Annotated in this window: 22 protein-coding genes and 1 pseudogene; 15 read left to right on the top strand and 8 right to left on the bottom strand. The window is 63.4% G+C overall.

The genetic code is table 11. From position 1 onward, the window contains the following. Window positions 1–81: 81 nt before the first annotated feature. Entirely contained in the window at window positions 82–507 is a 426-nt protein-coding gene (locus LAQ58_RS03375; protein WP_224449218.1) for a CBS domain-containing protein, read from the top strand. A 180-nt stretch (window positions 508–687) separates the two neighbouring features. After that, window positions 688–1,956, top strand: coding sequence for a translation elongation factor EF-1 subunit alpha (gene tuf, locus LAQ58_RS03370; RefSeq protein ID WP_224449217.1), 1,269 nt, complete (start codon window positions 688–690; stop codon window positions 1,954–1,956). A gap of 125 nt (window positions 1,957–2,081) precedes the next feature. Here the strand turns inward: tuf and LAQ58_RS03365 are convergent, their stop codons facing one another. The 3 genes from LAQ58_RS03365 to LAQ58_RS03355 all read right to left on the bottom strand — a co-directional run bounded on the left by LAQ58_RS03365 (window position 2,082) and on the right by LAQ58_RS03355 (window position 6,636). Then, window positions 2,082–3,647 carry a DUF790 family protein gene (locus tag LAQ58_RS03365; protein ID WP_224449216.1) on the bottom strand — a complete coding sequence of 522 codons (1,566 nt, stop codon included), beginning with the start codon at window positions 3,645–3,647 and terminating at the stop codon, window positions 2,082–2,084. A 25-nt stretch (window positions 3,648–3,672) separates the two neighbouring features. Beyond that, window positions 3,673–5,001 (bottom strand): DEAD/DEAH box helicase family protein, encoded by a 1,329-nt coding sequence (locus LAQ58_RS03360; protein WP_224449215.1) that lies wholly within the window; start codon window positions 4,999–5,001, stop codon window positions 3,673–3,675. A 549-nt stretch (window positions 5,002–5,550) separates the two neighbouring features. Next, complete coding sequence (locus tag LAQ58_RS03355) at window positions 5,551–6,636, bottom strand: PAS domain-containing sensor histidine kinase (RefSeq protein WP_224449214.1); 1,086 nt, start codon at window positions 6,634–6,636, stop codon at window positions 5,551–5,553. Window positions 6,637–6,884: 248 nt separating this feature from the next. On the opposite strand from LAQ58_RS03355, the gene LAQ58_RS03350 reads away from it, so the two are divergent. Continuing rightward, entirely contained in the window at window positions 6,885–7,133 is a 249-nt protein-coding gene (locus tag LAQ58_RS03350; protein ID WP_224449213.1) for a hypothetical protein, read from the top strand. 339 nt (window positions 7,134–7,472) lie between these two features. Further along, complete coding sequence (locus LAQ58_RS03345; protein ID WP_224449212.1) at window positions 7,473–8,039, top strand: hypothetical protein; 567 nt, start codon at window positions 7,473–7,475, stop codon at window positions 8,037–8,039. A gap of 448 nt (window positions 8,040–8,487) precedes the next feature. Here the strand turns inward: LAQ58_RS03345 and LAQ58_RS03340 are convergent, their stop codons facing one another. Further along, window positions 8,488–10,053: a S8 family serine peptidase gene (locus LAQ58_RS03340; RefSeq protein ID WP_224449211.1), complete on the bottom strand. Its 1,566-nt coding sequence runs from the start codon at window positions 10,051–10,053 to the stop codon at window positions 8,488–8,490. 158 nt (window positions 10,054–10,211) lie between these two features. Here LAQ58_RS03340 and LAQ58_RS03335 point away from each other — a divergent pair, with 158 nt between their 5' ends. The 8 genes and pseudogenes from LAQ58_RS03335 (at window position 10,212) to LAQ58_RS03300 (ending at window position 16,568) form a co-directional block, all read left to right on the top strand. Then, window positions 10,212–10,664: an NYN domain-containing protein gene (locus LAQ58_RS03335; RefSeq protein WP_224449210.1), complete on the top strand. Its 453-nt coding sequence runs from the start codon at window positions 10,212–10,214 to the stop codon at window positions 10,662–10,664. 106 nt (window positions 10,665–10,770) lie between these two features. Continuing rightward, window positions 10,771–11,616 carry a TatD family hydrolase gene (locus tag LAQ58_RS03330; RefSeq protein ID WP_224449209.1) on the top strand — a complete coding sequence of 282 codons (846 nt, stop codon included), beginning with the start codon at window positions 10,771–10,773 and terminating at the stop codon, window positions 11,614–11,616. A 305-nt stretch (window positions 11,617–11,921) separates the two neighbouring features. After that, window positions 11,922–12,500, top strand: a complete 579-nt coding sequence (locus LAQ58_RS03325) for a DUF2150 family protein (protein WP_224449208.1) — start codon at window positions 11,922–11,924, stop codon at window positions 12,498–12,500. A gap of 64 nt (window positions 12,501–12,564) precedes the next feature. Continuing rightward, window positions 12,565–13,755 (top strand): Ig-like domain-containing protein, encoded by a 1,191-nt coding sequence (locus LAQ58_RS03320; RefSeq protein WP_224449207.1) that lies wholly within the window; start codon window positions 12,565–12,567, stop codon window positions 13,753–13,755. A gap of 247 nt (window positions 13,756–14,002) precedes the next feature. Then, complete coding sequence (hmgB, locus tag LAQ58_RS03315; RefSeq protein ID WP_224449206.1) at window positions 14,003–15,340, top strand: hydroxymethylglutaryl-CoA synthase; 1,338 nt, start codon at window positions 14,003–14,005, stop codon at window positions 15,338–15,340. A gap of 98 nt (window positions 15,341–15,438) precedes the next feature. Continuing rightward, a complete protein-coding gene (locus tag LAQ58_RS03310) occupies window positions 15,439–15,729 on the top strand; it encodes a hypothetical protein (protein ID WP_224449205.1) in 291 nt (96 codons plus the stop codon). Between the two features lie 161 nt (window positions 15,730–15,890). Further along, window positions 15,891–16,264, top strand: a pseudogene (locus LAQ58_RS03305) (thioredoxin family protein). A 70-nt stretch (window positions 16,265–16,334) separates the two neighbouring features. After that, complete coding sequence (locus tag LAQ58_RS03300; protein WP_224449204.1) at window positions 16,335–16,568, top strand: hypothetical protein; 234 nt, start codon at window positions 16,335–16,337, stop codon at window positions 16,566–16,568. 44 nt (window positions 16,569–16,612) lie between these two features. Here LAQ58_RS03300 and LAQ58_RS03295 read toward each other — a convergent pair whose 3' ends face one another. Further along, window positions 16,613–17,320 carry a helix-turn-helix domain-containing protein gene (locus LAQ58_RS03295; RefSeq protein ID WP_224449203.1) on the bottom strand — a complete coding sequence of 236 codons (708 nt, stop codon included), beginning with the start codon at window positions 17,318–17,320 and terminating at the stop codon, window positions 16,613–16,615. Window positions 17,321–17,486: 166 nt separating this feature from the next. Between LAQ58_RS03295 and LAQ58_RS03290 the strand changes: the two genes are divergently transcribed. Both LAQ58_RS03290 and LAQ58_RS03285 read left to right on the top strand, forming a co-directional pair. Continuing rightward, window positions 17,487–18,116 carry a metal-dependent hydrolase gene (locus LAQ58_RS03290; protein ID WP_224449202.1) on the top strand — a complete coding sequence of 210 codons (630 nt, stop codon included), beginning with the start codon at window positions 17,487–17,489 and terminating at the stop codon, window positions 18,114–18,116. Window positions 18,117–18,191: 75 nt separating this feature from the next. Further along, window positions 18,192–18,680 carry a GNAT family N-acetyltransferase gene (locus LAQ58_RS03285; protein ID WP_224449201.1) on the top strand — a complete coding sequence of 163 codons (489 nt, stop codon included), beginning with the start codon at window positions 18,192–18,194 and terminating at the stop codon, window positions 18,678–18,680. On the opposite strand, the gene LAQ58_RS03280 is transcribed toward LAQ58_RS03285, so the two are convergent. After that, window positions 18,647–19,243 (bottom strand): DUF7978 family protein, encoded by a 597-nt coding sequence (locus LAQ58_RS03280; protein ID WP_224449200.1) that lies wholly within the window; start codon window positions 19,241–19,243, stop codon window positions 18,647–18,649. The two genes, LAQ58_RS03285 and LAQ58_RS03280, sit on opposite strands and share 34 nt — an antisense overlap. Before the next feature lie 126 nt (window positions 19,244–19,369). On the opposite strand from LAQ58_RS03280, the gene LAQ58_RS03275 reads away from it, so the two are divergent. Next, complete coding sequence (locus tag LAQ58_RS03275; protein ID WP_224449199.1) at window positions 19,370–20,605, top strand: metal-dependent hydrolase family protein; 1,236 nt, start codon at window positions 19,370–19,372, stop codon at window positions 20,603–20,605. Window positions 20,606–20,620: 15 nt separating this feature from the next. Here LAQ58_RS03275 and LAQ58_RS03270 read toward each other — a convergent pair whose 3' ends face one another. Then, window positions 20,621–21,271, bottom strand: coding sequence for a GNAT family N-acetyltransferase (locus tag LAQ58_RS03270; RefSeq protein WP_224449198.1), 651 nt, complete (start codon window positions 21,269–21,271; stop codon window positions 20,621–20,623). Then, on the bottom strand, window positions 21,264–21,905 hold the full coding sequence (locus tag LAQ58_RS03265) for a GNAT family N-acetyltransferase (protein ID WP_224449197.1): 642 nt from the start codon (window positions 21,903–21,905) through the stop codon (window positions 21,264–21,266). The genes LAQ58_RS03270 and LAQ58_RS03265 overlap by 8 nt, the downstream gene beginning before the upstream one ends. Window positions 21,906–22,004 lie beyond the last annotated feature (99 nt).

Below are 22,004 nucleotides of genomic sequence, written 5' to 3'. Positions count from 1 at the left end.
ACATCGTGACAACACTTAGCAGTCACCCGCGCAAATACAGGCCCTACGACTACCACGTTCATCGTCGGACTTCCAGTTGCTATGCCAGTTGGAGACCTCGCAACAGACGACGTCGTCACAGCCGAACCGAGCACGACCATCAAAGAGATCGCGCAGATGTTCTCTTCGGAGGGAACCGGGTCCGTCGTCATCGTCGAGGACGACGAACCGCGCGGCATCGTCACCGACCGAGAGATTGCACTGTCCATCGCGGAACACGACGACATTTCGGAGATTACCGCCGAGGACATCATGACCGAGAACCCCGAGACGATCAACCAGAACGAGGAGGGGTTCGCCGTCGCGAAGAAACTCGGCGAAGCCAAAGTCCGCCGACTCCCCGTCGTCGACGACGACGGCAAACTCGTCGGCATCGTCACGCTCGACGACCTGGTCGCCACCGTCGGCGAGGAGATGACGAACATCGCCGACGTCATCGAAGCGCAGTCGCCGGGCTACTCGGCGTAAGCCCTCCGCGCGCGACAGTTCCCCCTTATTTTTCGGCCGGAGACACCGTCAGTGAGCGGCGAGTATCCTCCGAGTGAGAAACTGTCAAAGGAAGCTACGTTCGGATCGCGTACCGGCGACAACCGTTTTGCTCTCGTACGACATAACCAATCTGACAGGCGGACATCGCCTGCCGTTACCATGTCACAAGACAAACCACACCAGAATTTAGCCATTATCGGCCACGTCGACCACGGCAAGAGCACGCTCGTCGGGCGTCTCCTGTTCGAAACGGGGTCGGTACCGGAGCACGTCATCGAGCAGCACCGGGAGGAGGCCGCCGAGAAAGGTAAAGGCGGCTTCGAGTTCGCCTACGTGATGGACAACCTCGCCGAGGAGCGCGAGCGCGGCGTCACCATCGACATCGCCCACCAGCGCTTCGACACGGACAAGTACTACTTCACTATCGTCGACACACCCGGTCACCGCGACTTCGTGAAGAACATGATCACGGGCGCGTCGCAGGCGGACCACGCCGTCCTCGTCGTCGCCGCCGACGACGGTGTCGCGCCGCAGACGCGCGAACACGTGTTCCTCTCGCGAACGCTCGGCATCGAGACGCTCATCGTCGCCGTCAACAAGATGGACACCGTCAACTACGAGGAGGACCGCTACCGCGAAGTCGTTGACGACGTGAAGCAACTGCTCACGCAGGTCCGATTCGACACCGACGACGCGCGCTTCATCCCCATCTCGGCGTTCGAAGGCGACAACATCGCCGAGCACTCCGAGAACATGCAGTGGTTCGACGGCCCCACGGTGCTGGAGTCGCTGGACAACCTTCCGGAGATGTCGCCGCCAACGGACGCGCCGCTGCGACTGCCGATTCAGGACGTCTACACGATTTCGGGTATCGGCACGGTCCCCGTAGGCCGTGTCGAGACGGGCGTCCTCGAAAGAGGATCGAACGTCTCGTTCCAGCCGTCAGACGTCTCCGGCGAGGTGAAGACCATCGAGATGCACCATGAGGAGGTCGACCGCGCGGAACCCGGCGACAACGTCGGCTTCAACGTCCGCGGCATCGGCAAGAACGACATCCGCCGCGGCGACGTCTGCGGTCCCGCGGACGATCCGCCGAAAGTCGCTGAGACGTTCCAGGCGCAGATCGTCGTGATGCAGCACCCGTCGGTTGTCACCGCGGGCTACACGCCAGTCATCCACGCCCACACGGCCCAGGTCGCCTGCACGTTCGTGTCGCTCGACCAGAAACTCGACCCCGCGTCGGGCGAGGTCGCCGAGGAGAATCCGGACTTCATCAAAGCCGGCGACGCCGCCATCGTCACGCTGCGCCCGCAGAAACCGCTCAGCATCGAACCGTCGAGCGAAATTCCCGAACTTGGGAGCTTCGCCATCCGCGACATGGGGCAGACCATCGCCGCGGGCAAAGTGCTCGAGGTCAACAAGCGGTAAACCGACCCGCCTTTTTATGCCGAACCTGACCAACACCGTCGCCGTTAGAGTTTGAGACGGAGGCGCTCTCAGCGCGCGGAGACCCTGAACCCACGATTCAGCGGTCGACGCGCCTCGTCTCGAGGTCAGTCCACCTCTTGCCGACGAACTCGACAAGTTGCACGGTTCGTCGGCTCGTCGACCGCGTAGCCGAGCGCGGTGAGCGCGTCCGTCCCGAGACCGTAGCTCCGAAGGAGCGGTCGCACAGCGCCGAGCGTCCGCCGGTCGAGCGCGTCGATCTCGGTGCGGAGGTCCGCAGCGACGGGTTCGGGCAGATACGTCCCGTTCGAGAGAACGCCGTAACCCGTGTCGAGTGCGTGGTGTCGGACCGCCTCGGGTTCAACCTGTCGGTCGTAGGCGAACGCGTCGACGTCGAACGTCACTGGCTCCGCGTCGAGGTCGAGGGGGAGCAGGTAGTCGCGGTCCGTCTCGACCCACTCGCGTTCCAGCACGTCGAGTTCGGCAGTGACCCCCTCGATCGGCAGGGCGTTCGCGTACCACACGACCGCGTCGGCGTCGGTCGCGCGTTCGGCGACAAGACGCGACGCGAGGCCGTCTCCCAACGCCTCCCTGTCGACGCCGGAGACGCAGCAGCGCCGCTCGTTAACGGCGGCCAGAATTGGTCTGTCGCCCGCCGCCGCCCGGAGCGAAGTAAGGCGACTGTCGAGGTGGTCAGGCGTCCAGCAGTCGAAGACGGCGAGATAGCACTCGCGACCGCTGTGGGGGCGCTCGAACGCGAAATCGACGACAGCGCGCTCTCCGTCGAACCCACGGAGTACCGTTGGAGTCGCGCGGAGTCGCCACCGCGGGATGCGCGACCCGATTCGATCGCCGAACCGCGCTCGCCGGTCGTCGTCGGGCGTGCACGACCACGGAAAGAATGGGAACAGTTCGTTCGCCCCCGAGTCAACCGCGAACTCGTACAGTCGCGTCTCGCTGCGTACCTCGACTTCGACGCGCGCGTCGAGCGACCACTCGGAGGCGGCGACAACACGGCCGACCCACTCGGCGACTCGCTTGCGATAGGTTCGGTATTTTCGACTCACAGCCGCCGGTCCGACGACGCGAAGGGCATTCGAGTCGTCCGTGTACTCGGCCATCACGCCGACTTCGGACGCGGCGGCGGCGAGTCGGTCGAGGTCGGTCGAACTCTCGACGGTGAGCGAGGCGGCGTCGCAGAGAAACGTCTGAGTGAGCGCGAGGTTGTACTGCCGCAGCAGGTCCGTGGGACCGACTTCCGGCGCGTCGTGGAGTCGCTGCTCGCGCTCTCTGTCCGCCCAGAGCGAGTCGGCCACATCGGCGGCGGAGATGCTGAACTCGTCGCCGACGGCCTCCATCACCGCCCGCCGCTCGCGGGCGTCGGTGACGAACCCCCGTTCGAACGCCGCCTCGCGGAGTGAGACGGGGTCGGCGGCCGGCTCGCGTTCGAACGCGAGTCTGTGATCGAGCAGTTTTCTGAGGCCGCGAACCAGCGTGTACGTCTCGTGGGTTTCCACGTCGCGGAGTGCCTCGTCGAGTTCCCCATGCGTCACGCCGGGCCGGTACGCGTCGAGGACGGCCCGCGCGACTTCGCGGTACTCCTCGGGCGGTCGGTAGACGGGCCAGATGTCGGGTTTTCGCCGTCGGGTTTCGAGCAGTTTCTTCGTGAGCATCGTCGGTGAGAACGTGAAGATCGGATCAGGAACGGCGTCGGTCGGCGGTGCGAGTCTCGCCGGTGTCGGCGGAGACGAGTTCGTAGAGGCGGGCGGATTTCTCCGAGGGGCGGAGGATGCGGCCGAGTCGCTGACGGTACTCCCGGTTGCTGCCGGTGCCGCTGAGGATGATGCCGACGTTCGCGTCGGGGACGTCGACGCCCTCGTCGAGCACCTGCGAACTGACGACGGCGTCGACGCGTCCGGATTTGAACCACGATAGAGTCGCGCGGCGCTCGTCGGTCGGCGTCTTGTAGGTGACGGCGGGAATCAGAAACCGGTCGGCGACGACGTGGACGAGGTCGTTGTAGCGGGTGAAGACAATGACCCGGTCGCCGTTCTCGCGGCACTCGCGCAGCAGCGAGGCGAGTTCGGCGAGTTTCGACTCGGCGTTGAACGCTATCTTTCGCGAGGTCTCGTGGGCGCGAATCGCCCGCCACGCCCGTGGGTCGTTGCCGCTTCTGACGACCAGATTCCGGTAGCCGTCCGGGCCGTCGAGCGAAACGTTGCTGAAGGCGACGTAGTTTCGGAAGACGGCCGCGTGTTCGTCGTACGCCTCGCGCTCGTCGGGCGTCAGGTCGACCGTGATTCGCTCAACGGTGTACGGCGAGAGATACTTGCCCGTGAGGTCGTCGGTGTCGATCTCGTACACCTTCCCGCCCAACAACCGTGCGAGTCGCGTGTGTCTGTCGTCGTCGCGCTCGTACGTCGCGGTCAGTCCCATCCGGGCGGGGGCGGCCATCCGCTCGGCGATGCGCTGGTACTTCTCGGCGGCGAGGTGGTGAACCTCGTCGAACAGGGCGAACTCGAAGCGGTCGCCGAAGCCGGCGGCGTGGGTGTACGCCGAATCGTACGTCGTTACCGTGATGGGGCCGAGGTCCTTCGCTCGCCCGGTGAACTCGCCGACCGGAACCTCGAAGCGCGCGAGTTCGTCGCGCCACTGGTCGACGAGTTCGAGCGTGGGAACTACGACGAGCGTCGGCCCCCCGACCGCGTCGATCGCCGCCATGCCGACGTACGTTTTCCCCGCGCCGGTCGGGAGGACGACGACACCCCGCTCGTCTCGCCGCCAGCTTCGAAGCGCCTCCGACTGATACGGACGGAGCGAGAGCGAACACGAGAGGTCCACGCCCGAAACGGCGTCGAGCACGTCGTCTTCGAACTCGACACCCGCCGCCCGAAGCGAGTCACGAATCGGCCGGTAGTGGAGCGCGTCCGCTCGCTTCGAGTCGAGTTCGAGCGCCGCGGCCGCCTTGTCGAACGCGTCCGACGAACCGTCGATTTCGATGGTTCCGTCGACGTACCGGAGTCGCATAACACGTACATGGGACCGAGACGCATGAACTCACGCATTGTACAAATTGTAGAAATTGTGTCTCTGTCAAAATGCTCAATATTTGATGGTTAGTCTGTGCCGTGCTGAATAGAAGACGTGTATCTCGCAAGGGAGTAGCCCAAAAGCGTGATTACTGGAATCGTTGAATCCAGAGAAAGTACTTAGCCCGCATTGTTAGTGCTATTACATGGATTCAACAAACACTTCAACACCACGCCCCCATCCCGACCCCGACCCATTTGCGAGATCCGTTGGAGATTTGGTGCAGTGAGGTGGGGAGCTACTCCCGTTTATTCTCTTGGTGTTGGTTGTTATCATGCTCGCTCGGTTCTTCTTCTACAGAGACGAATAGTTCACACGCGCTATTACGCTGTTAGTTCAACTGAGATGGAGAGAACTAAACGAGGGCCTCTTGAGAGATGTACCCTCTGAGCCGGTCACGCCACTCCTGACAGAAGTTGAGGTAGTCCGACATCTCCCTGCTGAACTCCCAGCGCGAATACAGCCGGGGGAATTCTCAAAAAGCGTTCACGTATCGGGGGCCGGAAGCGTAAACGAAAACGTCGATCCTTCTTCGGGTTCGGAGTTTACCCAAATCTCGCCCCCGTGGCGTTTGATGATTTGTCGACAGAGTGCGAGGCCGATCCCTGTCCCTTCGTACTCCTCGTGGCTGTGGAGTCGCTGGAACACCTCGAAAACCCGGTCTGCATCTTTTTGATCGATACCGATCCCCTTGTCACTGACCGAAATCATCCACTCGTCCTCGTCACGCGTTGCAGAGATTGACACTCGGGGTTTCTGCTCGCCGCTGTACTGGAGAGCGTTTTCCAGTAGGTTCTGGAAGAGTTGGCGGAGTTGGCTGGCGTCACCTCTGACAGTCGGTAGCGATTCAGCAGTGATTTCGGCACCAGCTTCGTCGATCCGGATACCGAGATCCGTCAAAACATCGTCCAGCACTGCCTCGAGATTGACCGAAACGAAGGATTGTCCCTGTGTTTCGACTCTGGAGTACGTAAGCAGCCCCTCGATCATTGCCTCCATCCTCTCGGCACCGTCAACTGCGAACTCGATGAATTCTTTGGCGTCTTCGTCGAGGTCATCGCTATACCGACGCTCTAGCAGCTGTAGGTAGCTCGTGACCATCCGTAACGGCTCTCGCAGGTCGTGGGAGGCTGCGTAGGCGAACTGCTGGAGGCGCTCGTTGGACTCTTCTAACTGACGCTGATACGTGTACCGATCAGTGATGTCGAAATGGGCAACAGCGACGTATCTCTGGTCACCGTTAGTGAACGATGCTGCCCGCATGAGAAACCAACGTTGTTTGTCGGGAGAGTGGCACGGATATTCGAACTCGAAGAGTTCTCGTTCGCCCGTTAGAATCTCGGATAACCCGGCGGCAGCCGTTTGTGCCGTCTCCGTCTCCGCTTGTCTGGTGATCGTAAGATAGTTGGTTCCGATTGTATCTGGTCGAAGTTCGATCTCATTCGCTTCGCCAAACTCCTGCCATGCGCGATTTGTATACAGGATCTTCCCTTCGTCATCGAGGATTGCAAAGTTGATCGGAAGTGTGTCTACGGCCGCTGGAATAAGAGCCTCTGGCTCCCGGCCATTCATATCCGTTTTCAGTTGACTGACAGAGATAAGCTTGTTCCCATTCTGGTTGCAGGCAACGAAACACTCTCTGTAGTCAACACGTGTTTTCTAACAAGCTCTCGGTAGTTCGTCGACTGCTACTAAATAGATAGCGCGAATGTAGCGCGAGGTTCTATTCGATTTGCGAAAGTTGTGACCACTTAAGTACAGGGGAAGCAGATACCGCACCCACCAACAGAAACAAGGTTAGAGGGACATCATGGGCAAGTATGGATGATTCTGACGAGCTACCGGGCTCTGACTCTGATCTGGCTATCGAGCGAGGTGAAAACTACGATCACGCTGAACACGGCCAAGTCAAAGTCACAGGGATTTGGAAAGGAGTCGAACAAATAGACAAGGCTCGTCACACCGATGAGAAGAACATCTTCATTGTCCGCTATTCCGCTGAAATCAACGGAGAACAGGTTGATGAACTCACCGATACGCTAGATGAGTTTCTCCAAGCGATTAACTGAGTTTTCAGCGGTCAATAAACAAATCTACTGAACGGTTGGTTCATTAACTTGGACGTGAAACGAACGAGACCGCCGCGCTGAACTCATCCTCTACATCTCGCACGTCGCCTCTGACAGTATCTGAGTAGGTTTCAGCGACTGAGCGGAATACAAGGTGCGTATTCGGGACGGAGACACCTCGAAACGGGAGTAAAGCAATCTTTTCAATAAATGAAACACACACCGCTCAAAATATACTGAACCGTAACGGTTTCTGCTCCGGTATCTGCTGCTGGATACTCTAAATATTTGAAAGTAGAATTATGTCCTCAGGAGGTGTTTTAGCACGGTAGAATACAAATGTCAACAAACGACGAAATTAAGACAGTCGGTCCCTCTGAACGGTATTTTTCGAACATTGGGGCCTTTGCGGCAATTTCGGGCCTTGTAGTCTATGGTGTTTCGTCATACATACACCCATGGACGCCGCCGCACCATACACACGCAGCCTTCTCGGACTATGCGGTCGAAGGAATCTGGGGGCTCTACCATCTAGGGGAGCTTCTCGGGATTCTGTTGATGTCTGCCGCAATCCTCGCGCTGGCCTGGCGGCTTCGCAGAGGCGTCGCCGGGGTGTGGGCTACCCTCGGTGGGGCTGCGATGGTGGTATGTGCAAGTGTCTACGCCGTCTTCATAGCGGTTGATGGCGTTGCCCTCGGAATTATGGTCGATCGGTGGGCAGCGGCAGGACCCGACCAACAGGAGCTGTTGTACGAGACGGCCTTCGCCGTTCGACAGATCGAAGGCGGGCTCTTTAGCCTCCAGTGGTTCATGTTCGGTGTCGCAGCGGGGCTCTTCGCGGGGCGTTTTTCGCTACCGCCGAGTCGCCGGTTCGCCCCAGCTGGTTCAGCGGCATGGGCTGGTTGAGCGTCGTCGCCAGTCTCGGAGCGCTCTCCTTCGGGATCGTCCAGGCGCAGACCGGGTACACTGACCTATCGATGGCCTTCCAAACTGGATAATCTCTAGGCGTAATTTGGGTTGTCGCCGTTGGAGTGTTCCTCTACCGGCATCCGGTACACATCGAAACCCTCGATGAGGTTTCCCACCGAGAGGGCGACGAGGAACGTCACGATCCGGCTAGCTGAAGGCGTCGAGACCGCTTTACGCCGCCTCAAATATGTGAAACCATCGTGATGACAACATCCTCTGTAATCAGCACGCTATATCTGTCACGTCCTGAGGATTTCAACAGAGCCGAAAGTGTATCTGGGGACAATCATCGCTCGAAACGATGTTGTTAACCGACGACCGTTGGCGACGCGAGGGAAAAAGAAACCGGACGCGTGCGATGACTGACGAGTAGACGACTACCGAGTTACTGGTACTCGGTGATGGTGAGCGTGTAGTCGCCGCTGCCGCTGTAGGAGTCGACGAGCACCGTCAGGTCCGCAGAGTCGTCGGGGTCGTCGATAGTGATGGTCTCCTGGCTGTCGGTCGTCCACGAGCGGTAGTCGTAGTCGCTCGTCGACGGGCACGACCCGGATCCTTCGTTGACGTAGAGGTCGAAGTCGGCGTCCGAGGGACCGGAGAGTTCGACGACGATCTTCGAGGGGCCGTCGTACTCGAAGCCGTAGCTCCAACACTTCGAGTCCCAGTAACCGCTGAGCGACCCGTCGACCGATGCCGACGTGGAGTCGCCGCTGCCGCCGTCGCTGCCACTGCCGGGTTCGGTCGTGACCGCGTTGCCGGCGTCGACGCGGCCGCTACCCTGTTCGTCGCTGGAGAGACCCACGTCGACGGCCGTGTTTTTGAGGTGTGTGCGGAGTTCCTCGTTCGTGAGCGAGAACTGTGCGAGCGTCAGCCCGGCGACACCGGAGACGACGGGCGTCGCCATCGACGTGCCGGAGATGCTGTCGTACTCGGTGCTCGTCGTCCACGTCGAGAGGACGTTCGAACCGGGCGCGGCGAGTTCGATCTCTGGGCCGACGTTCGAGTAACTGGCAAGCGACTCGTCCTCGTCGAGCGCCGAGACCGCGAGACACTCGCTGTACGCCGCCGGGTAGGAGACCGACGAGCCGTAGTCGTTGCCCGCGGCTGCGACGACGAGCGACCCGGCATCGTAGGCGTACGAGACGGCGTTTTTCATCGTGTCCGTGTAGCCGCCGCCGCCGAGCGAGAGGTTGATGACGTCCGCACCCTGGTCCGCGGCCCACTGGACGGCGTCGGCGATGTCGGCGGTCGACCCGCTGCCCTCCTCGGAGAGCGCGCGCCCCGACAGCAGCGTGGAGTTGCTGATGCCCGCGATGCCCTCGCCGTTGTCCGTCGTCGCTGCGGCGATACCGGCGACGTGGGTGCCGTGGTACTCGTCTTTGAGGACGTCCGGGTACGGGTCCGAGTCGTCGTCGACGAAGTCGTAGCCCTTGTTCGAGCCGAACTGGTCGGCGAGGTCCGGATGGTCGTACTTGACGCCCTGGTCGATGACGGCGACGGTGACATCGGAACTACCGAGCGTCGTATCCCACGCCACGTCGGCGTTGACCTGCTGCGGCGCGTACTGGTCGGAGTACCGCTCGTCCGACGGCGTATAAAGCGCTTCGAGCGTCTCGTTTTTCTCCGCGTACTTGACGTTCTCGCGATTCGTTACCGCCTCGACGAAGTTCTCTCGGGCGGCGTCGGACGCCTCCGACGGGAACTTCACGGCGACGTAGCTGAGCTGCTTGTTCTCGTGGACGATACGGGCGTTGCCCGGCACCGCGCTCTCGACCGCCGCGCGCGGACTGTCCGCCGTCTTCGAGACGCCGACGAGAATCTCGTCTTCCTTCGGACCGGGGTTGCGACCCGGCGTCGCCGCACCGACGCCGCTGAGGCCGACGAGACCGAGCGCACCGGTCGTCTTCAGGAATCCACGACGCTTCCACGAGGGAGTGTCTTTGTCTGACATAGCTGCGACTGAATGTAATGTCCAAATTACTTAATTATTTTCTTTACTATCAAATCTAGATAAACGTAATTTTTGAGAAACATTCTCGGCGAGTATGACCGTACAAACGGGGCTACGCGAATCAGCACGCCTATATTTTCCCGGAAAAATTCGAGCACATGGAGTTGCTCGGGCGGCTCACGGACGAGTCGGGGCGCGACAGAGGCGTCGCGCTGTTCGTCGACGGGCCGAACATTCTGCGCGACGAGTTCGACGTCGACTTGGACGACGTGCGGGAGGCGGCGGAGGGCGCGGGGCGTCTCGTCACGACCCGCCTGTATCTCGACGAACACGCGACACCGGGGCTGATTCAGGCGGCGGAGGCCCGCGGCTTCGAGGTGGTCGTCACGAGCGGCGACGTCGACGTGAAGCTCGCAGTCGACGCGACGCGCTTCGCCATCGAAGACGGCGTCGGAACGCTGGCCGTCGCCTCGCGCGACACGGATTTCAAGCCAGTCCTGGAGATAGCGAACTCGCAGGGCATCCGGACGCTCGCCATCGCGCCGGGGACGCACGGACGGTCGGACGCGCTCCGAAACGCGGCCACCGAGAGCATCACTCTCGGCGAGTAACGCCAGCGATGACGGTCGAATCAACTCGGACGAGCGTCTGCGACCACAGTCGAATCAACTCGGTCGAGGCGGCCAGATTTTTCCCGCTCTCGCACCGACAACGCCCATGGACGAACTCGGTACACCAGTTTTGGACAACCACCTACATCTCGACCCGCGGCACGGCCGGGGCGTCGAGGCCGTCGAGGAGTTCGCGCACCTCGGTGGGACCCACCTGCTCGTCGTCAACAAACCCTCGTGGCACCTCGGCGTCGAAACCGAGACGGGCGAGGACTTCCGCTCCGTGTTCGAGGAGACGCTCGGCGCAGTCGCCGAGGCGAACCAGGTGCTCGCCGGGCACGCGTGGCCGGTACTCGGCGTCCACCCCGGACTCATCACCCGCCTGACCGACGAACGCGACTTCGCGCCCGAGGCGGCGCGCGACCTGATGTGCGCCGGACTCGACGTCGCCGCCGAGTTCGTCGCGGAGGGCCGCGCGCTGGCGCTGAAATCGGGTCGCCCCCACTACGAGGTCTCGGATGTCGTCTGGGAGGCCTCCAACGACGTGCTGAAACACGCGCTCGCGCTCGGCGCGGAGCGCGACTGCGCGGTCCAGTTACACACCGAGGCGAGCGAGGACCTGACCGACATCGCCGAGTGGGCCGAGGCGCGGGGCCTCCCCGCCGAGCGCGTCGTCAAACACTACGCGGGCGGGACGCTCCGCGGCCTGACGCCGAGCGTGATGAGCGAGAAAGACCGCCTGCGCGTCGCCGTCGACGCCGACGAGCCGTTTCTGATGGAGACTGATTTCGTCGACGATCCGGACCGGCCGGGCGCGGTGCTCGGGCCGAAGACGGTTCCCCGCCGCGTCCGCTGGTTGCTCGACGAGGGTCACGAACGAGCGATGCGAAACGCGCACGTCGAGACGCCGAAGCACGTCTACGGCATCGACACCGAGTCGACGCTCGACTGACGCGACGCCGAACGGGGAACTGACGCGGCGTGGCGGGACTGATGAAGCGCGGCGTGACCAACAAAGCGCGCCGGGAGTGACGAGACGTGCCGGGGAGTAACGAAGCGAGGTGTGGAGTGAGACCGGCACGGGAACGCTGCGTTCAGACGAAAATGTCACTATATTTAATACTCTGTGGGCGGAGCGGCGCGTCAGACGCCGTCCAGTCGGCGAAATTCGCCGACGGTCACCCACCGGGTGAGGGGTTCACACGTTGCGTCCGCTGAGAAGAAAGGCATTTGAGTACTGCAGCGTTCGGGTGAGATATGGTTGACCCCGAGGAAACGTTCTACACGGAGGAACGCTGGCAGAACTGGCTCACCCGCGTCGAAGAGGAGGAGTTGGACCCGGAAAACGAGGACTCTGCGCGCCTGCTGTTGAACCTGCAGGACGACGCGGCTATCGCCGTCGCAAAAGTCGTCTCCGCCTACGAGGACGACGCCCTCGAAGAGGAGCGAGCGCTCGACGAAATCGCAAAGATTCGCGACATCGTCCTCGCCGAACCGTCGCTCGAGGACGAGGAGAAACTCATGCTTATCGACGGCGTCCAGACGAGTCTCGTCTGCGTCTTCTACGCCGCCGAGGAGTACGTCAACGGCGGCACCGTCGGCGACGCGCCCGTCGACGAGTACGTCCACGCCGCCGCCGACGCTGAGGCGGAGGACGATTTGGACGCCGCGCTGGGGTATCTCGTTCAGGCGGGCACGCACGTCATCGACGGCGCCGACCTCGACATGTCGGTCGCCGAGGAACTGGAGTACGGTCTCGTTTCCGAGTGGGTCAACGGTCTCGACAGTCTCCAGAGCGCGATGAGCGACCCCGAAGTCGTCGAAGACGACGAGTAACCGTCCGACGTACTGAAAGTCTTCGGAGCAGTAACCTTTACTGTCTCCACGACTTGTCCCGTCCATGAACTTTCGGGACGACCGACGCGCAGTCACCGTTCAGGTAGGCTCTATCCTCCTGTTCGGCATCCTGATACTCTCGATGTCGATGTATCAGGCGCAGGTCGTCCCGGCGGACAACGAGCGGGTCGAGTTCGACCACAACCAGCGCGTCCAGCAGGACATGCTGGACACGAGAAGCGCAATTCTGCGGAGCGCGGCGACCGACACGACACGACCGGTATCGATTTCTCTCGGGGTCAGATATCCCAACCGCGTTCTTTTCGTCAACCCGCCGCCCGTGAGCGGACGGCTTTCGACCACCGAGAGCGACGCCGACGGCATCGTCGTCGAAAACGCGAGAGCGCTCGACGGAGAGACCGCCGACTACTGGACAGGTGAGGACGTTCGTACGTTCGAGACGCGGTCGCTCGAATACGCCCCGGAGTACACCGAGTACCGCAACCCGCCGACGACGGTGTACGAGAACTCGGTGCTGTACAACGGCTTCGGCAACGGCGCGACGCTCCCGGAGAGCGAGCAGACGCTCGTGGACGGACGGCGCATCTCGCTCGTCGCGCTCGACGGGAAGGTATCGACAGCGCGCACAGGGAACGCGGCGCTGGACGCGCGACCGGTGAGCGCCTCGACGCGCACGACGACGGTGACGAGCGACGGCGACCCGATTCGAATCTCGCTCGCGACGGAACTCTCCGAGGAGAAGTGGCAGGAGTTGCTCGAGGACGAGGAGTACGTCACAGATCTCGGTGTCGCTGACGGCGTCCTGACGATTACGCTCGAAGCCGACCAGACGTACTCGCTCCGAATGGCGAAGATCGGCGTCGGGTCGGGCACGAACGAGGAGTCGGCCGCGTACGTGACCGACGTGGAAGGGAACGGCGCGACGGTTGACGCGGGAACGAGCCAGAATCTCGTCGTCGAGGTCCGCGACCGGTTTGGGAACCCGGTGAGCGGCGAGTCGGTGGACGCCGAGGTGACGACCGGCGACGGAACGGTCACGTTCCCGGAGGGGTCGACGACCGACGACGAGGGCCGCGTTCGCGTCGTCTACGAGGCGCCCGACAAATCTGCGCAGAACGAGGACGTCGAAGTCGAGGTCGGATACGGCGACGCCGAGGCGGAGTACGCGACGTTCGGGCTAACCGTGGCGAAAGGCAACGAAAAAGGCGGCGGTAACGGCGGTGGCGGCGGTTAACGCGGTGGCGGTGGGGAAGCTACAGGAACAGAACGGCGGACGGAACGAGGCCGGTCAGCACGAGATGTCTCTGGACACGGTGAACTCCAGTGACGATGTGGATATGCGGGGCGAGGGACTCACCGTCACTCTCCACTTCGCGGACGGGCCGAGTATGTCGACGACGTTCACCGTAGCGTCCAGAGTTCGACATCTGACGAACCCCCCATCGACAGGCCCATATACCGACGTTCAGTATCCCACACACATGACCGCAGTCGGAATCGACGCCGTCGAAATCTGGACGGGAAAGCTCGTGCTCGACCTCCCCGGTACGTTCGCCCCGGTGAAGGGCGAAGACCCCGAGAAGTACACGAAGGGAATCGGTCTCGAAGCCTCGTCGTTCCCCGACGTGTACGAAGACATCGTCACGATGGGCGCGAACGCGGCCAAGCGCCTGATGGATCGGCGCGGCCTCACGCCCGACGACATCGGCCGCATCGACGTCGCGACCGAGAGTTCCTTCGACAACTCCAAGCCGGTCTCGACGTATATCGCCGGCTGTCTCGAACAGCTGTACGAGGACGACTTCCACCACGCGAACAAAGGCGAGCGAAAGTTCGCCTGCATCGCCGGGACCCAGAGCTTAGACGACGCGTACAACTGGATTCGCGCGGGGCGCAACCGCGGACGGTCGGCGCTCGTCATCGCCACCGACACCGCGCTGTACGAACGCGGCGACCCCGGCGAAGCGACGCAGGGCGCAGGCGCGGTCGCGATGCTCATCTCCGAGGACCCCGACCTCGTCGAACTCTCCACCGAGCAGGGCTACGGCAGCGCCGACGAGACCGACTTCCTCAAACCGAACCAGCAGTTCCCGAGCGTCGACGGCAAGCGCTCGGTTCAAGTTTATCTCGCGCGCATGCGAGAGGCGCTCGAGGACTACGAGAGCGTCGCGGGCGACACCCACCCCGACGACTTCGAGTACATCCCGTTCCACACGCCGTTCCCCGGGATGGTCCGGAAGGCGGCGCTGCTCGGCTACCGCCACATGACCCGCGACACCGACGTCGAGGACGCGATGGCCGACGAAATCGGGCGCCAGCCCCGAGAGGCCGACTTCGGCTCGTGGGACGAGTACGAGGCGGCCATCCGCGACTACATGGACGCGCTGAAGCAGACCGACAGTTACCACGACTGGTACGCTGGGGCCATCGAACCGACGCTCGCCATCTCCGAGCAGGTCGGTAACTGGTACACCGGGTCGGTCCACATCGCCCGCGTCAGCGCGCTGAAAAACGCCGCCGAGGCGGGACGGTCCCTGTCGGGCGACCGGTTGCTCGTTGGCTCGTACGGCTCCGGCGCGCAGGCTGAAATTCACGCCGAGACCGTCCAAGACGGCTGGCTCGACGAGATTCGCGCGCTCAACGTCGACGACCTACTCGAACGTCGCTACGAACTCAGTTACAGCGAGTACGAGCAGATTCACGACGTTCACAACCACGTGAAAGAGATCGAAGTCGAGGAGTTCACCGCGCCGTCCGACGAGTTCGTCTTCACCGGATGGGGCCGGATGAACGAGCGCAAGTACGAGTACATCGAGTAGCTGCAAGTCGGATGGCTGCTCGACCCGTTTCAAAACCATTTGTATTCCTGCCCCGCGCCTATGCGAGTCGGTCCCGTACTTACACGTGGTGGGAGCAGATGTCTATTCACAACGAGACTGACGCCGACACGGACACCGGGAAGACAGATACCGACGCCGACGCGGGCACTGGGAGACTGGAGGACGACTCGAGGGACACCGGATTCGGCAGACGCCTCCTCGGCAAGTGGCGAATTTGGCTCGTCGTCCTCGTGAGCCTCGCCATCTTCGCGTGGTCGCTGCTCCCGAACCCGACGCCGCCGGGCTACACGGAGGTGTTCCTCGGCGTGGCCATTCTGGGGACCGCGTACGCCATCCAGAGCGCCCGAAACAAGTCGCTGTTTGGGTGAGCGGCGGCGAACCGGTGATTCCGTGCATCGGCGAGACGGTGAGTCGGTGAGCCCGAGCGGTCGGCGGTAGGAGCGCGGCGCGCTCAGAGTTCCCCGAACAACCGTGCGACCGGTCGACCGAACCGCGCAATCGCTTTTACCGCACGGCGGTACCGAAAGCCGTGACTGCCGACTCCGTAGACACCGACGCGCAGCGACGCAAACCGATTCGGCTCTCCTCCGGCGAGGAACTGGACCGCCTCGTGGCCGAGGAAGACTTCGTGCTCGCCGACCTCTACACGAAGGGCTGTACGCTCTGTCAGTCCATCGAACCGGTTGTCGGCAACGTCGCCCGCGCGACCGAGATCGCCGTCACAATGGTGAACCCGCGAGACGATCTCGGAGCTAATCGACTGCTTCGACGTGCGGAGCGTCCCGACGCTGCTGTTCGAGGATGGCGAGCTCGTCGGGCGACTCGCAGAGGGGGTTCCAAGGGACGGACGCGATACTCGAGTTCGTCGAGGTGCACAGCGAACGGGCGATTTCGGCCGAGTGAATCGGCCCTCACTCCGATAACCGAAGCAGTGAGCGCTACGCTTTTTGTTCAACCATCTATACACCGTCGCATGGTAGTGCCGACCAGTTCGCTGTGGGAGCTGTTCACTGAGTTGTTCGAGCGCGAGTACCGAGACGCCGTCGTCTACGGCGATTTCGAACAGGAAACGGTGTTGCACGAGGGGCGGATTCGCCTACTGGCGACCGGGTGGGTCGAACTCCCGAGCGGTCGCTTTCTCTCCCCGGAGTCGGTCCACCATATCGACACCAACCCGGCGGAGACGGGGTCGCGCCGGCGGTACTAAACTACTGAATGCGATAACGGGCGAAAACGGACGAAGGAGTCCGACTACGGCAACTCGCGCATCTCGTCGAGCATCTCGTCTAAGTCGCGGGTGGAAACGGCGAGCGAGAAGCCGTCGATGCGCGCGAGCGCCGGGGCGTGCTCCCAGAGGTCCTCCTGCTTGACGCCGTGGAGGACGACGGCGTTCGGTGTCGGATTGACGACGCGCATCGCGACCAGCGGCGACTCGCCGCGCGTCACGCCCGTGAACACCAGCGCGCGGTTCGTGCTCTGCCCGTAGAGGCGGTAGAACTCGTCGGAGGAGAGGCGCGTGATGGCCTGGATGCTGTCGATGACGGTGTGGCCGCTGACGGTGTCGTCGTCGCCGCGGACGAGTTCCGTCGCCTCCATCGCCTCGTAGAGGCGGTTCAGCGGTATCGACGTCGAGTACTCGCGCAGGTCATGGACGATGTCGCTCTCGAACCCCGCCGAGAGCACGCGGGCGTACTGGCGTATCCGGCCCCCGCCGCGCTGTTCGTCGATGTCGAGCAGCGAGTCGACCATCCGCCGGATGACGCCGATGCCCGGACTCTCGCGGCGGCCGCTCTCGTAGTCGGAGATGACCGACGACGACACCTCCAACTGCGCCGCCAGTTCGGTCTGGGAGACGTCGAAGTCGGTGCGCCACTTCCGGAGCGTAGCGCCCGGTTCGTCGCTGAGCGTCACCTCACCGGCGATGCGCCGGGCGAGGTCGTCTCTGGGTGTCTCGGTCACCGTCGCGGCCCTCCGGGGGCAGACTGCCACATACGCGGTGTGGGTCGGCGGCCGGGCAAAAGCTTATCGAAAGTGGGGTTCGACGAATGACGATATCCGGAGGCGACGCCGAAACCCCAGTCGACGGCGGCGCAACGTACATGGTCGCGCTGTACGACCTCAGTACGTGCCATCGACCGTCGTCCATCTCTCCGTCGGCGCGCTCGTCGGCGTCGCACTCCTCGGCGACGAGTTCGACCGCCGCGCGCTCGCCGTCGTTCTCGTCGCTGCCGCGGTGCCTGACCTCGACACGTTCTTCGGGTTCGCCCTCGCAGGCGCGCATCGCTCGTTGCTCCACACACTGCTGCTTCCGACGCTGCTGGGCGGCGCGCTGCTATACGACACCCGCGTTCGGGGTCGCTCGCGACTCCGCGACCGATTCGGCGGCCGCGGCGTCCGAGTCGGGTGGGCCGCGCTCGCGGCGCTCACGTTCGGCGGCATCTTTCCCGACCTGTTCACCAACGGCATCAACGCGTTCTACCCGCTCTACGACGGGTTCTACTCGATAAACGGACACCTCCACCTCTCGAATCGGCGCGGCGTCGTCCAGACGTTCGTCGAACTCGCGTCCGAGGAACCGCGGGCGACGACGGAGACGCGCCACTACCGGACGGGCGTCGACCCGTCGCCCGGCGCCGAACCCAAGAACGTCGAGCGAGTGTTTCCAGTCGTCTCCTCGGGAACGCAGTTAATGCTGGTGCTCGTGAGCGTCGTCGTGGTGGGTGCGCGCCTCCGTGAGAACGGGAGAACTCGGTGAGAGACTCCGAATCGGCGAAGTAGACGAATTCCCCGACTTCGAACCACTGATACCGCCGTTCGGTGATACGCCGTCATGGAGATTCGACCCTACGTGGCCGAGGAGTACGAGGCCCTCTGGGGACTGAAACGCGCCTTCGAACTCGGACTGGGCGACGGGACCGGCGGCGACGAGAAGCTCGAGACGTACGAGGCGAAACTCACCGACAAGTACCGCGAGAGGTATCGAGAGTGGGTCGACGACTGCGTCGCCGAAGACGAGCGGGCGGTTCACGTCGCCGAGGGCGACGAGGGAGAACTCGTCGGCTACGCGTTCGTCCTTCCGCCCTCGTTGTCGATGATCTGGGACGCGGCCGTGCTCAATGAAATCTACGTCGCGCCCGACCACCGCGGAACCGGCGTCGCCGACGAGTTACTGGAGGCGGCGCTGGACGCGGCGCGGGCGCAGGACCTCCCGCTCGACCGGATGGTGCTCGACGTCGACGGCGAGAACGAGCGCGCGCGGACGTTCTACGAGCGGTTCGGCTTCACTCACTGGGGCGAGATGGTCGCCCGCGAACTCTGAACGACACTGGCGACGACGCCTCCGAACGTCCCGAAGACGGCCGGGTAAACGACGCCGGCGACGAGGATGGCAGCGACGAAGTCGGGTTCGGCCGTCGCCGCCTCGCCGACGGGAACCGCGAAGAGAAACGCTCCGGCGACCGAGAGCGCGAAGTATCCGAGAAGCACCGACGCCCCCGCCTTCGCGCCCCCCGCGGCGTTTGCAGCGGCGTTCGACCGTGCGACGACTGCCCCGGCGAGAAAGAGCAGCACCGGCGGGAGCGCGTACAGAAGCGACGGGAACGCTTCGACTTCCGCAATGAAGTCGATTGCGCGCGACGCGCCGAGCAGACCCGGTATCTCCGCGTCGACGAAGTGGGCGTTGTAGAACACCCAGCCGACGGCTTTCCACGTCGCCGACTCGCCGCTGAAGACCTCCAGCAGTTGCTGTGCGGCGGAGTTCTGAATCTCCGAACTCGTGAGCGCGTACGTCAGCGCGTAGCCGAACACGTAGGCGACGGTCCCGGCGAGCGCGCCTACACCGGCAGTGAGAGCATCGAACCGGCCGCTGTTCGTCCCAGTCATATCCTCCTCGAACTGGTCGCATCAAAAGTGCTTTCTGGCCACGTGGTAGTTCGCCGAGATGTGTCGAATGAGCACACATAACGTAGAAAGACACGTTCAAGCCGTCGCCGACACTACGTCGCGACGATGATTCTTCGAGACGTGCTACTGTTCGACCGAGGTGAACTCCGCGAGGGGTCGATTCGCGTCGACGTCCCCGAACTGAGTCCGGAGGGGAGTCAGACGGCGTCTTCCGACGGCGACGCCGACACCGACCCCGGGACGATACTCGCCGTCGGCGACGCGGCGTCCGACGCCGACGGAGACGAGCGCGTGGTCTCGCTGCCGGGCCGAACAGTCCTCCCGGGTCTCGTCGACGCGCACGTCCACTTCTCGCTCTCCGGCGAGGCGAGCGTCGAAGACGTCGTCGACATGAGCGACGCGGAACTCGCGCTGGTCGAAGCCCGAAACGCCCGAAAGACGCTCGAATCGGGCGTGACCGGCGTCCGCGCGATGGGTGCGCGCGACGTGGACCCTACCCTGAAGCGCACAGTCGACGCCGGCTACGTGCCTGGCCCGCGGATGGTCGCCAACTGCCGCTCTATCACCATCACCGGTGGCCACGGTCACCACCTTGGCCGGGAGATAGACGGTCCCGCCGATGCACGGAAAGCGGTCCGCGAGCAGGTCAAACAGGGTGCAGAGTTCATCAAGTTCATGACCACCGGTGGGGTGACGACGCCCGGTAGCGACCCTAACGCGGTGGCGATGACCGACGAGGAACTGCACGCTGTCGTCGACGAGGCGCACCGCCGCGGCGTCCACGCGGCGACGCACGCCCACGGCGGCGAGGGCGTCAAAACCGCTGTCGCGGCGGGCGTCGACACTGTCGAACACGGGACGTTTCTGGACGACGAGGCCGTCGAGATGCTCGTGCGCGAGGACGTGACGCTCGTTCCGACGCTCTCCGCGCCGTACCACATCATCCGCAACACCGAGATAGCGACCGAGGAGAGCGCCAGGAAGACACGCGACGTGTACGAGCGCCACATCGACTCCTTCCGCCGGGCCGCTGAGGCGGGCGTCCGAATCGCCGGCGGCACCGACGCCGGGACGCCGTTCAACGCCCACGGGTCGAACGCGACCGAGATCTCGTTCATGGCTGAGTACGGGATGACCGAGTCGGAGGCGATTCGGGCGATGACCGAGACGGCCGCCGAAACCGTTGGTCTGGAGGGGTCGGGAACGCTCGAACCCGGTACTCATGCGGATTTGCTCGTCGTCGACGGCGACCCTACCGAGGACGTGACACTTTTGAACAACCCCGAAGCGGTGCTGAAAGGGGGCGAGGTCGTCGCCGGGTCCTTGCCGGACGGAAAGTGACGAGTCGGACGAAATTCAGCTGTCGTCCCACCGCATCCGGACCGTCGACTCGGCGTCGCAACCGGCCGCCCGCCACTGCTCCTGCGATATCGTGTAGTGCGTCTGGTCGACGACGTCACCGTCCGCCGTCGCCGCCGCGTTGCGGAACGTCCCGTCGCACTGACCGTCGAAGCACTCGACGTACCTCTCGATGGCGCGTCTGGAGTTTTCGTTCTCGAGGTCGTGCGCGACGCGGACGAGTTCGAGGTCCAGTTGCTCGAACGCGAGGTGCAACAGCGCCGCGGCGCGCTCGCCGGAGTAGCCGCGACCCCAGAATCGTTTTCTGAGCCAGAGACCGAGCGAAGCGCTGCGGCGGTCCCACTGAAGCGTCAATCCGCCGAATCCGGCGATTTCGCCCGCGCCGTCTTCACCCTCGCGCGGGCGGATGACGTAGTCGGCCTTCTTGTGTTTCTCGCGGTTCTCCTCGCCGCGGCGGAGGAACCCGAACGTCTCCTTCGGCGTCTCGTGCGGCGACCACGGCAAGTATCGGGTGACTTCCTCCATCTCCGGCGAGGATGACGAGCAGATGCGGTACAGTTCGTGCACGTCGACGTACTCCGGCGCTCTGGGTTCGAGTCGGAGGCGTTCCGTCTCGATGACCGTCGGGAAGAGGTCGCGCTCAGCCATACCGGACCTCCACGTCCGGCGTCTCGACCGTCTCGTCGTCGTCGGCAGCGCGCCACTCCTCCCGCGAGATGGAGTAGCGGTGGAGGTTCCACGCCTCTCCCGTCGTCGTCATCTCGGCGGGGACCCAGTTGCGGAGGATGCCCTCGTAGCGACCACCGAACCTGCCGACGTACTTTTCGATGGCGCGTTTCGACTGCTCGTTCTCCGGAGTGTGTTCGGGCGAAGCGAGTTCGAGGTCCAACTCCGCGAAGGCGAGTTCGAGCAGCGCCGCCGCGCGCTCGCCGGAGTAGCCGCGGCCCCAGAAGCGCGGCCGGAGCCACAGACCCATGATAGCCGTGCGCTTCTCCCACTGGAATCCGAGGCCGGTGACGCCAGCGAACTTCCCTGCGCCGTCTTCGTCCGCCTGCGGGCGGACGACGTACTGCGCCGCCTCACCGTTCTCCCACTGCTCGGCTTTCTCGTCGAGATAGTCGGCGCTCTCCTTCGGCGTCTCGTGCCGCGTCTGCGTGTGGTGACGCGTCACCTCGTCCATCTCCGCCGCCGACATCACGGCGTAGAAATCGTGCACGTCGACCGTGTCGGGACCGAGACGCTCCAGGCGGAGGCGTTCTGTCTCGACCGTCTCGGGGAACATACTCCGAGGTCACAGCGGGCGGGAAAAAGAGTTGCTCGGGTGTGACACAACGTCACGATGTCGGTATCGTCGTTCGAACGTTCGTTTCGGCGTCGACTG

Source organism: Haloprofundus salilacus, from assembly GCF_020150815.1.
GTDB classification, from domain to species: Archaea; Halobacteriota; Halobacteria; order Halobacteriales; family Haloferacaceae; genus Haloprofundus; species Haloprofundus salilacus.
Note: the sequence above shows the minus strand (reverse complement) of the source record. Positions and strands in the feature narration are given on the sequence as shown.

Coding starts and splice junctions, on each gene's coding strand:
- LAQ58_RS03375 (WP_224449218.1), top strand. CDS start 82: ATGCCAGTTGGAGACCTCGCAACAGACGACGTCGTCACAGCCGAACCG.
- tuf (WP_224449217.1), top strand. CDS start 688: ATGTCACAAGACAAACCACACCAGAATTTAGCCATTATCGGCCACGTC.
- LAQ58_RS03365 (WP_224449216.1), bottom strand. CDS start 3,647: ATGCTCACGAAGAAACTGCTCGAAACCCGACGGCGAAAACCCGACATC.
- LAQ58_RS03360 (WP_224449215.1), bottom strand. CDS start 5,001: ATGCGACTCCGGTACGTCGACGGAACCATCGAAATCGACGGTTCGTCG.
- LAQ58_RS03355 (WP_224449214.1), bottom strand. CDS start 6,636: ATGAATGGCCGGGAGCCAGAGGCTCTTATTCCAGCGGCCGTAGACACA.
- LAQ58_RS03350 (WP_224449213.1), top strand. CDS start 6,885: ATGGATGATTCTGACGAGCTACCGGGCTCTGACTCTGATCTGGCTATC.
- LAQ58_RS03345 (WP_224449212.1), top strand. CDS start 7,473: ATGTCAACAAACGACGAAATTAAGACAGTCGGTCCCTCTGAACGGTAT.
- LAQ58_RS03340 (WP_224449211.1), bottom strand. CDS start 10,053: ATGTCAGACAAAGACACTCCCTCGTGGAAGCGTCGTGGATTCCTGAAG.
- LAQ58_RS03335 (WP_224449210.1), top strand. CDS start 10,212: ATGGAGTTGCTCGGGCGGCTCACGGACGAGTCGGGGCGCGACAGAGGC.
- LAQ58_RS03330 (WP_224449209.1), top strand. CDS start 10,771: ATGGACGAACTCGGTACACCAGTTTTGGACAACCACCTACATCTCGAC.
- LAQ58_RS03325 (WP_224449208.1), top strand. CDS start 11,922: ATGGTTGACCCCGAGGAAACGTTCTACACGGAGGAACGCTGGCAGAAC.
- LAQ58_RS03320 (WP_224449207.1), top strand. CDS start 12,565: ATGAACTTTCGGGACGACCGACGCGCAGTCACCGTTCAGGTAGGCTCT.
- hmgB (WP_224449206.1), top strand. CDS start 14,003: ATGACCGCAGTCGGAATCGACGCCGTCGAAATCTGGACGGGAAAGCTC.
- LAQ58_RS03310 (WP_224449205.1), top strand. CDS start 15,439: ATGTCTATTCACAACGAGACTGACGCCGACACGGACACCGGGAAGACA.
- LAQ58_RS03300 (WP_224449204.1), top strand. CDS start 16,335: ATGGTAGTGCCGACCAGTTCGCTGTGGGAGCTGTTCACTGAGTTGTTC.
- LAQ58_RS03285 (WP_224449201.1), top strand. CDS start 18,192: ATGGAGATTCGACCCTACGTGGCCGAGGAGTACGAGGCCCTCTGGGGA.
- LAQ58_RS03280 (WP_224449200.1), bottom strand. CDS start 19,243: ATGACTGGGACGAACAGCGGCCGGTTCGATGCTCTCACTGCCGGTGTA.
- LAQ58_RS03275 (WP_224449199.1), top strand. CDS start 19,370: ATGATTCTTCGAGACGTGCTACTGTTCGACCGAGGTGAACTCCGCGAG.
- LAQ58_RS03270 (WP_224449198.1), bottom strand. CDS start 21,271: ATGGCTGAGCGCGACCTCTTCCCGACGGTCATCGAGACGGAACGCCTC.
- LAQ58_RS03265 (WP_224449197.1), bottom strand. CDS start 21,905: ATGTTCCCCGAGACGGTCGAGACAGAACGCCTCCGCCTGGAGCGTCTC.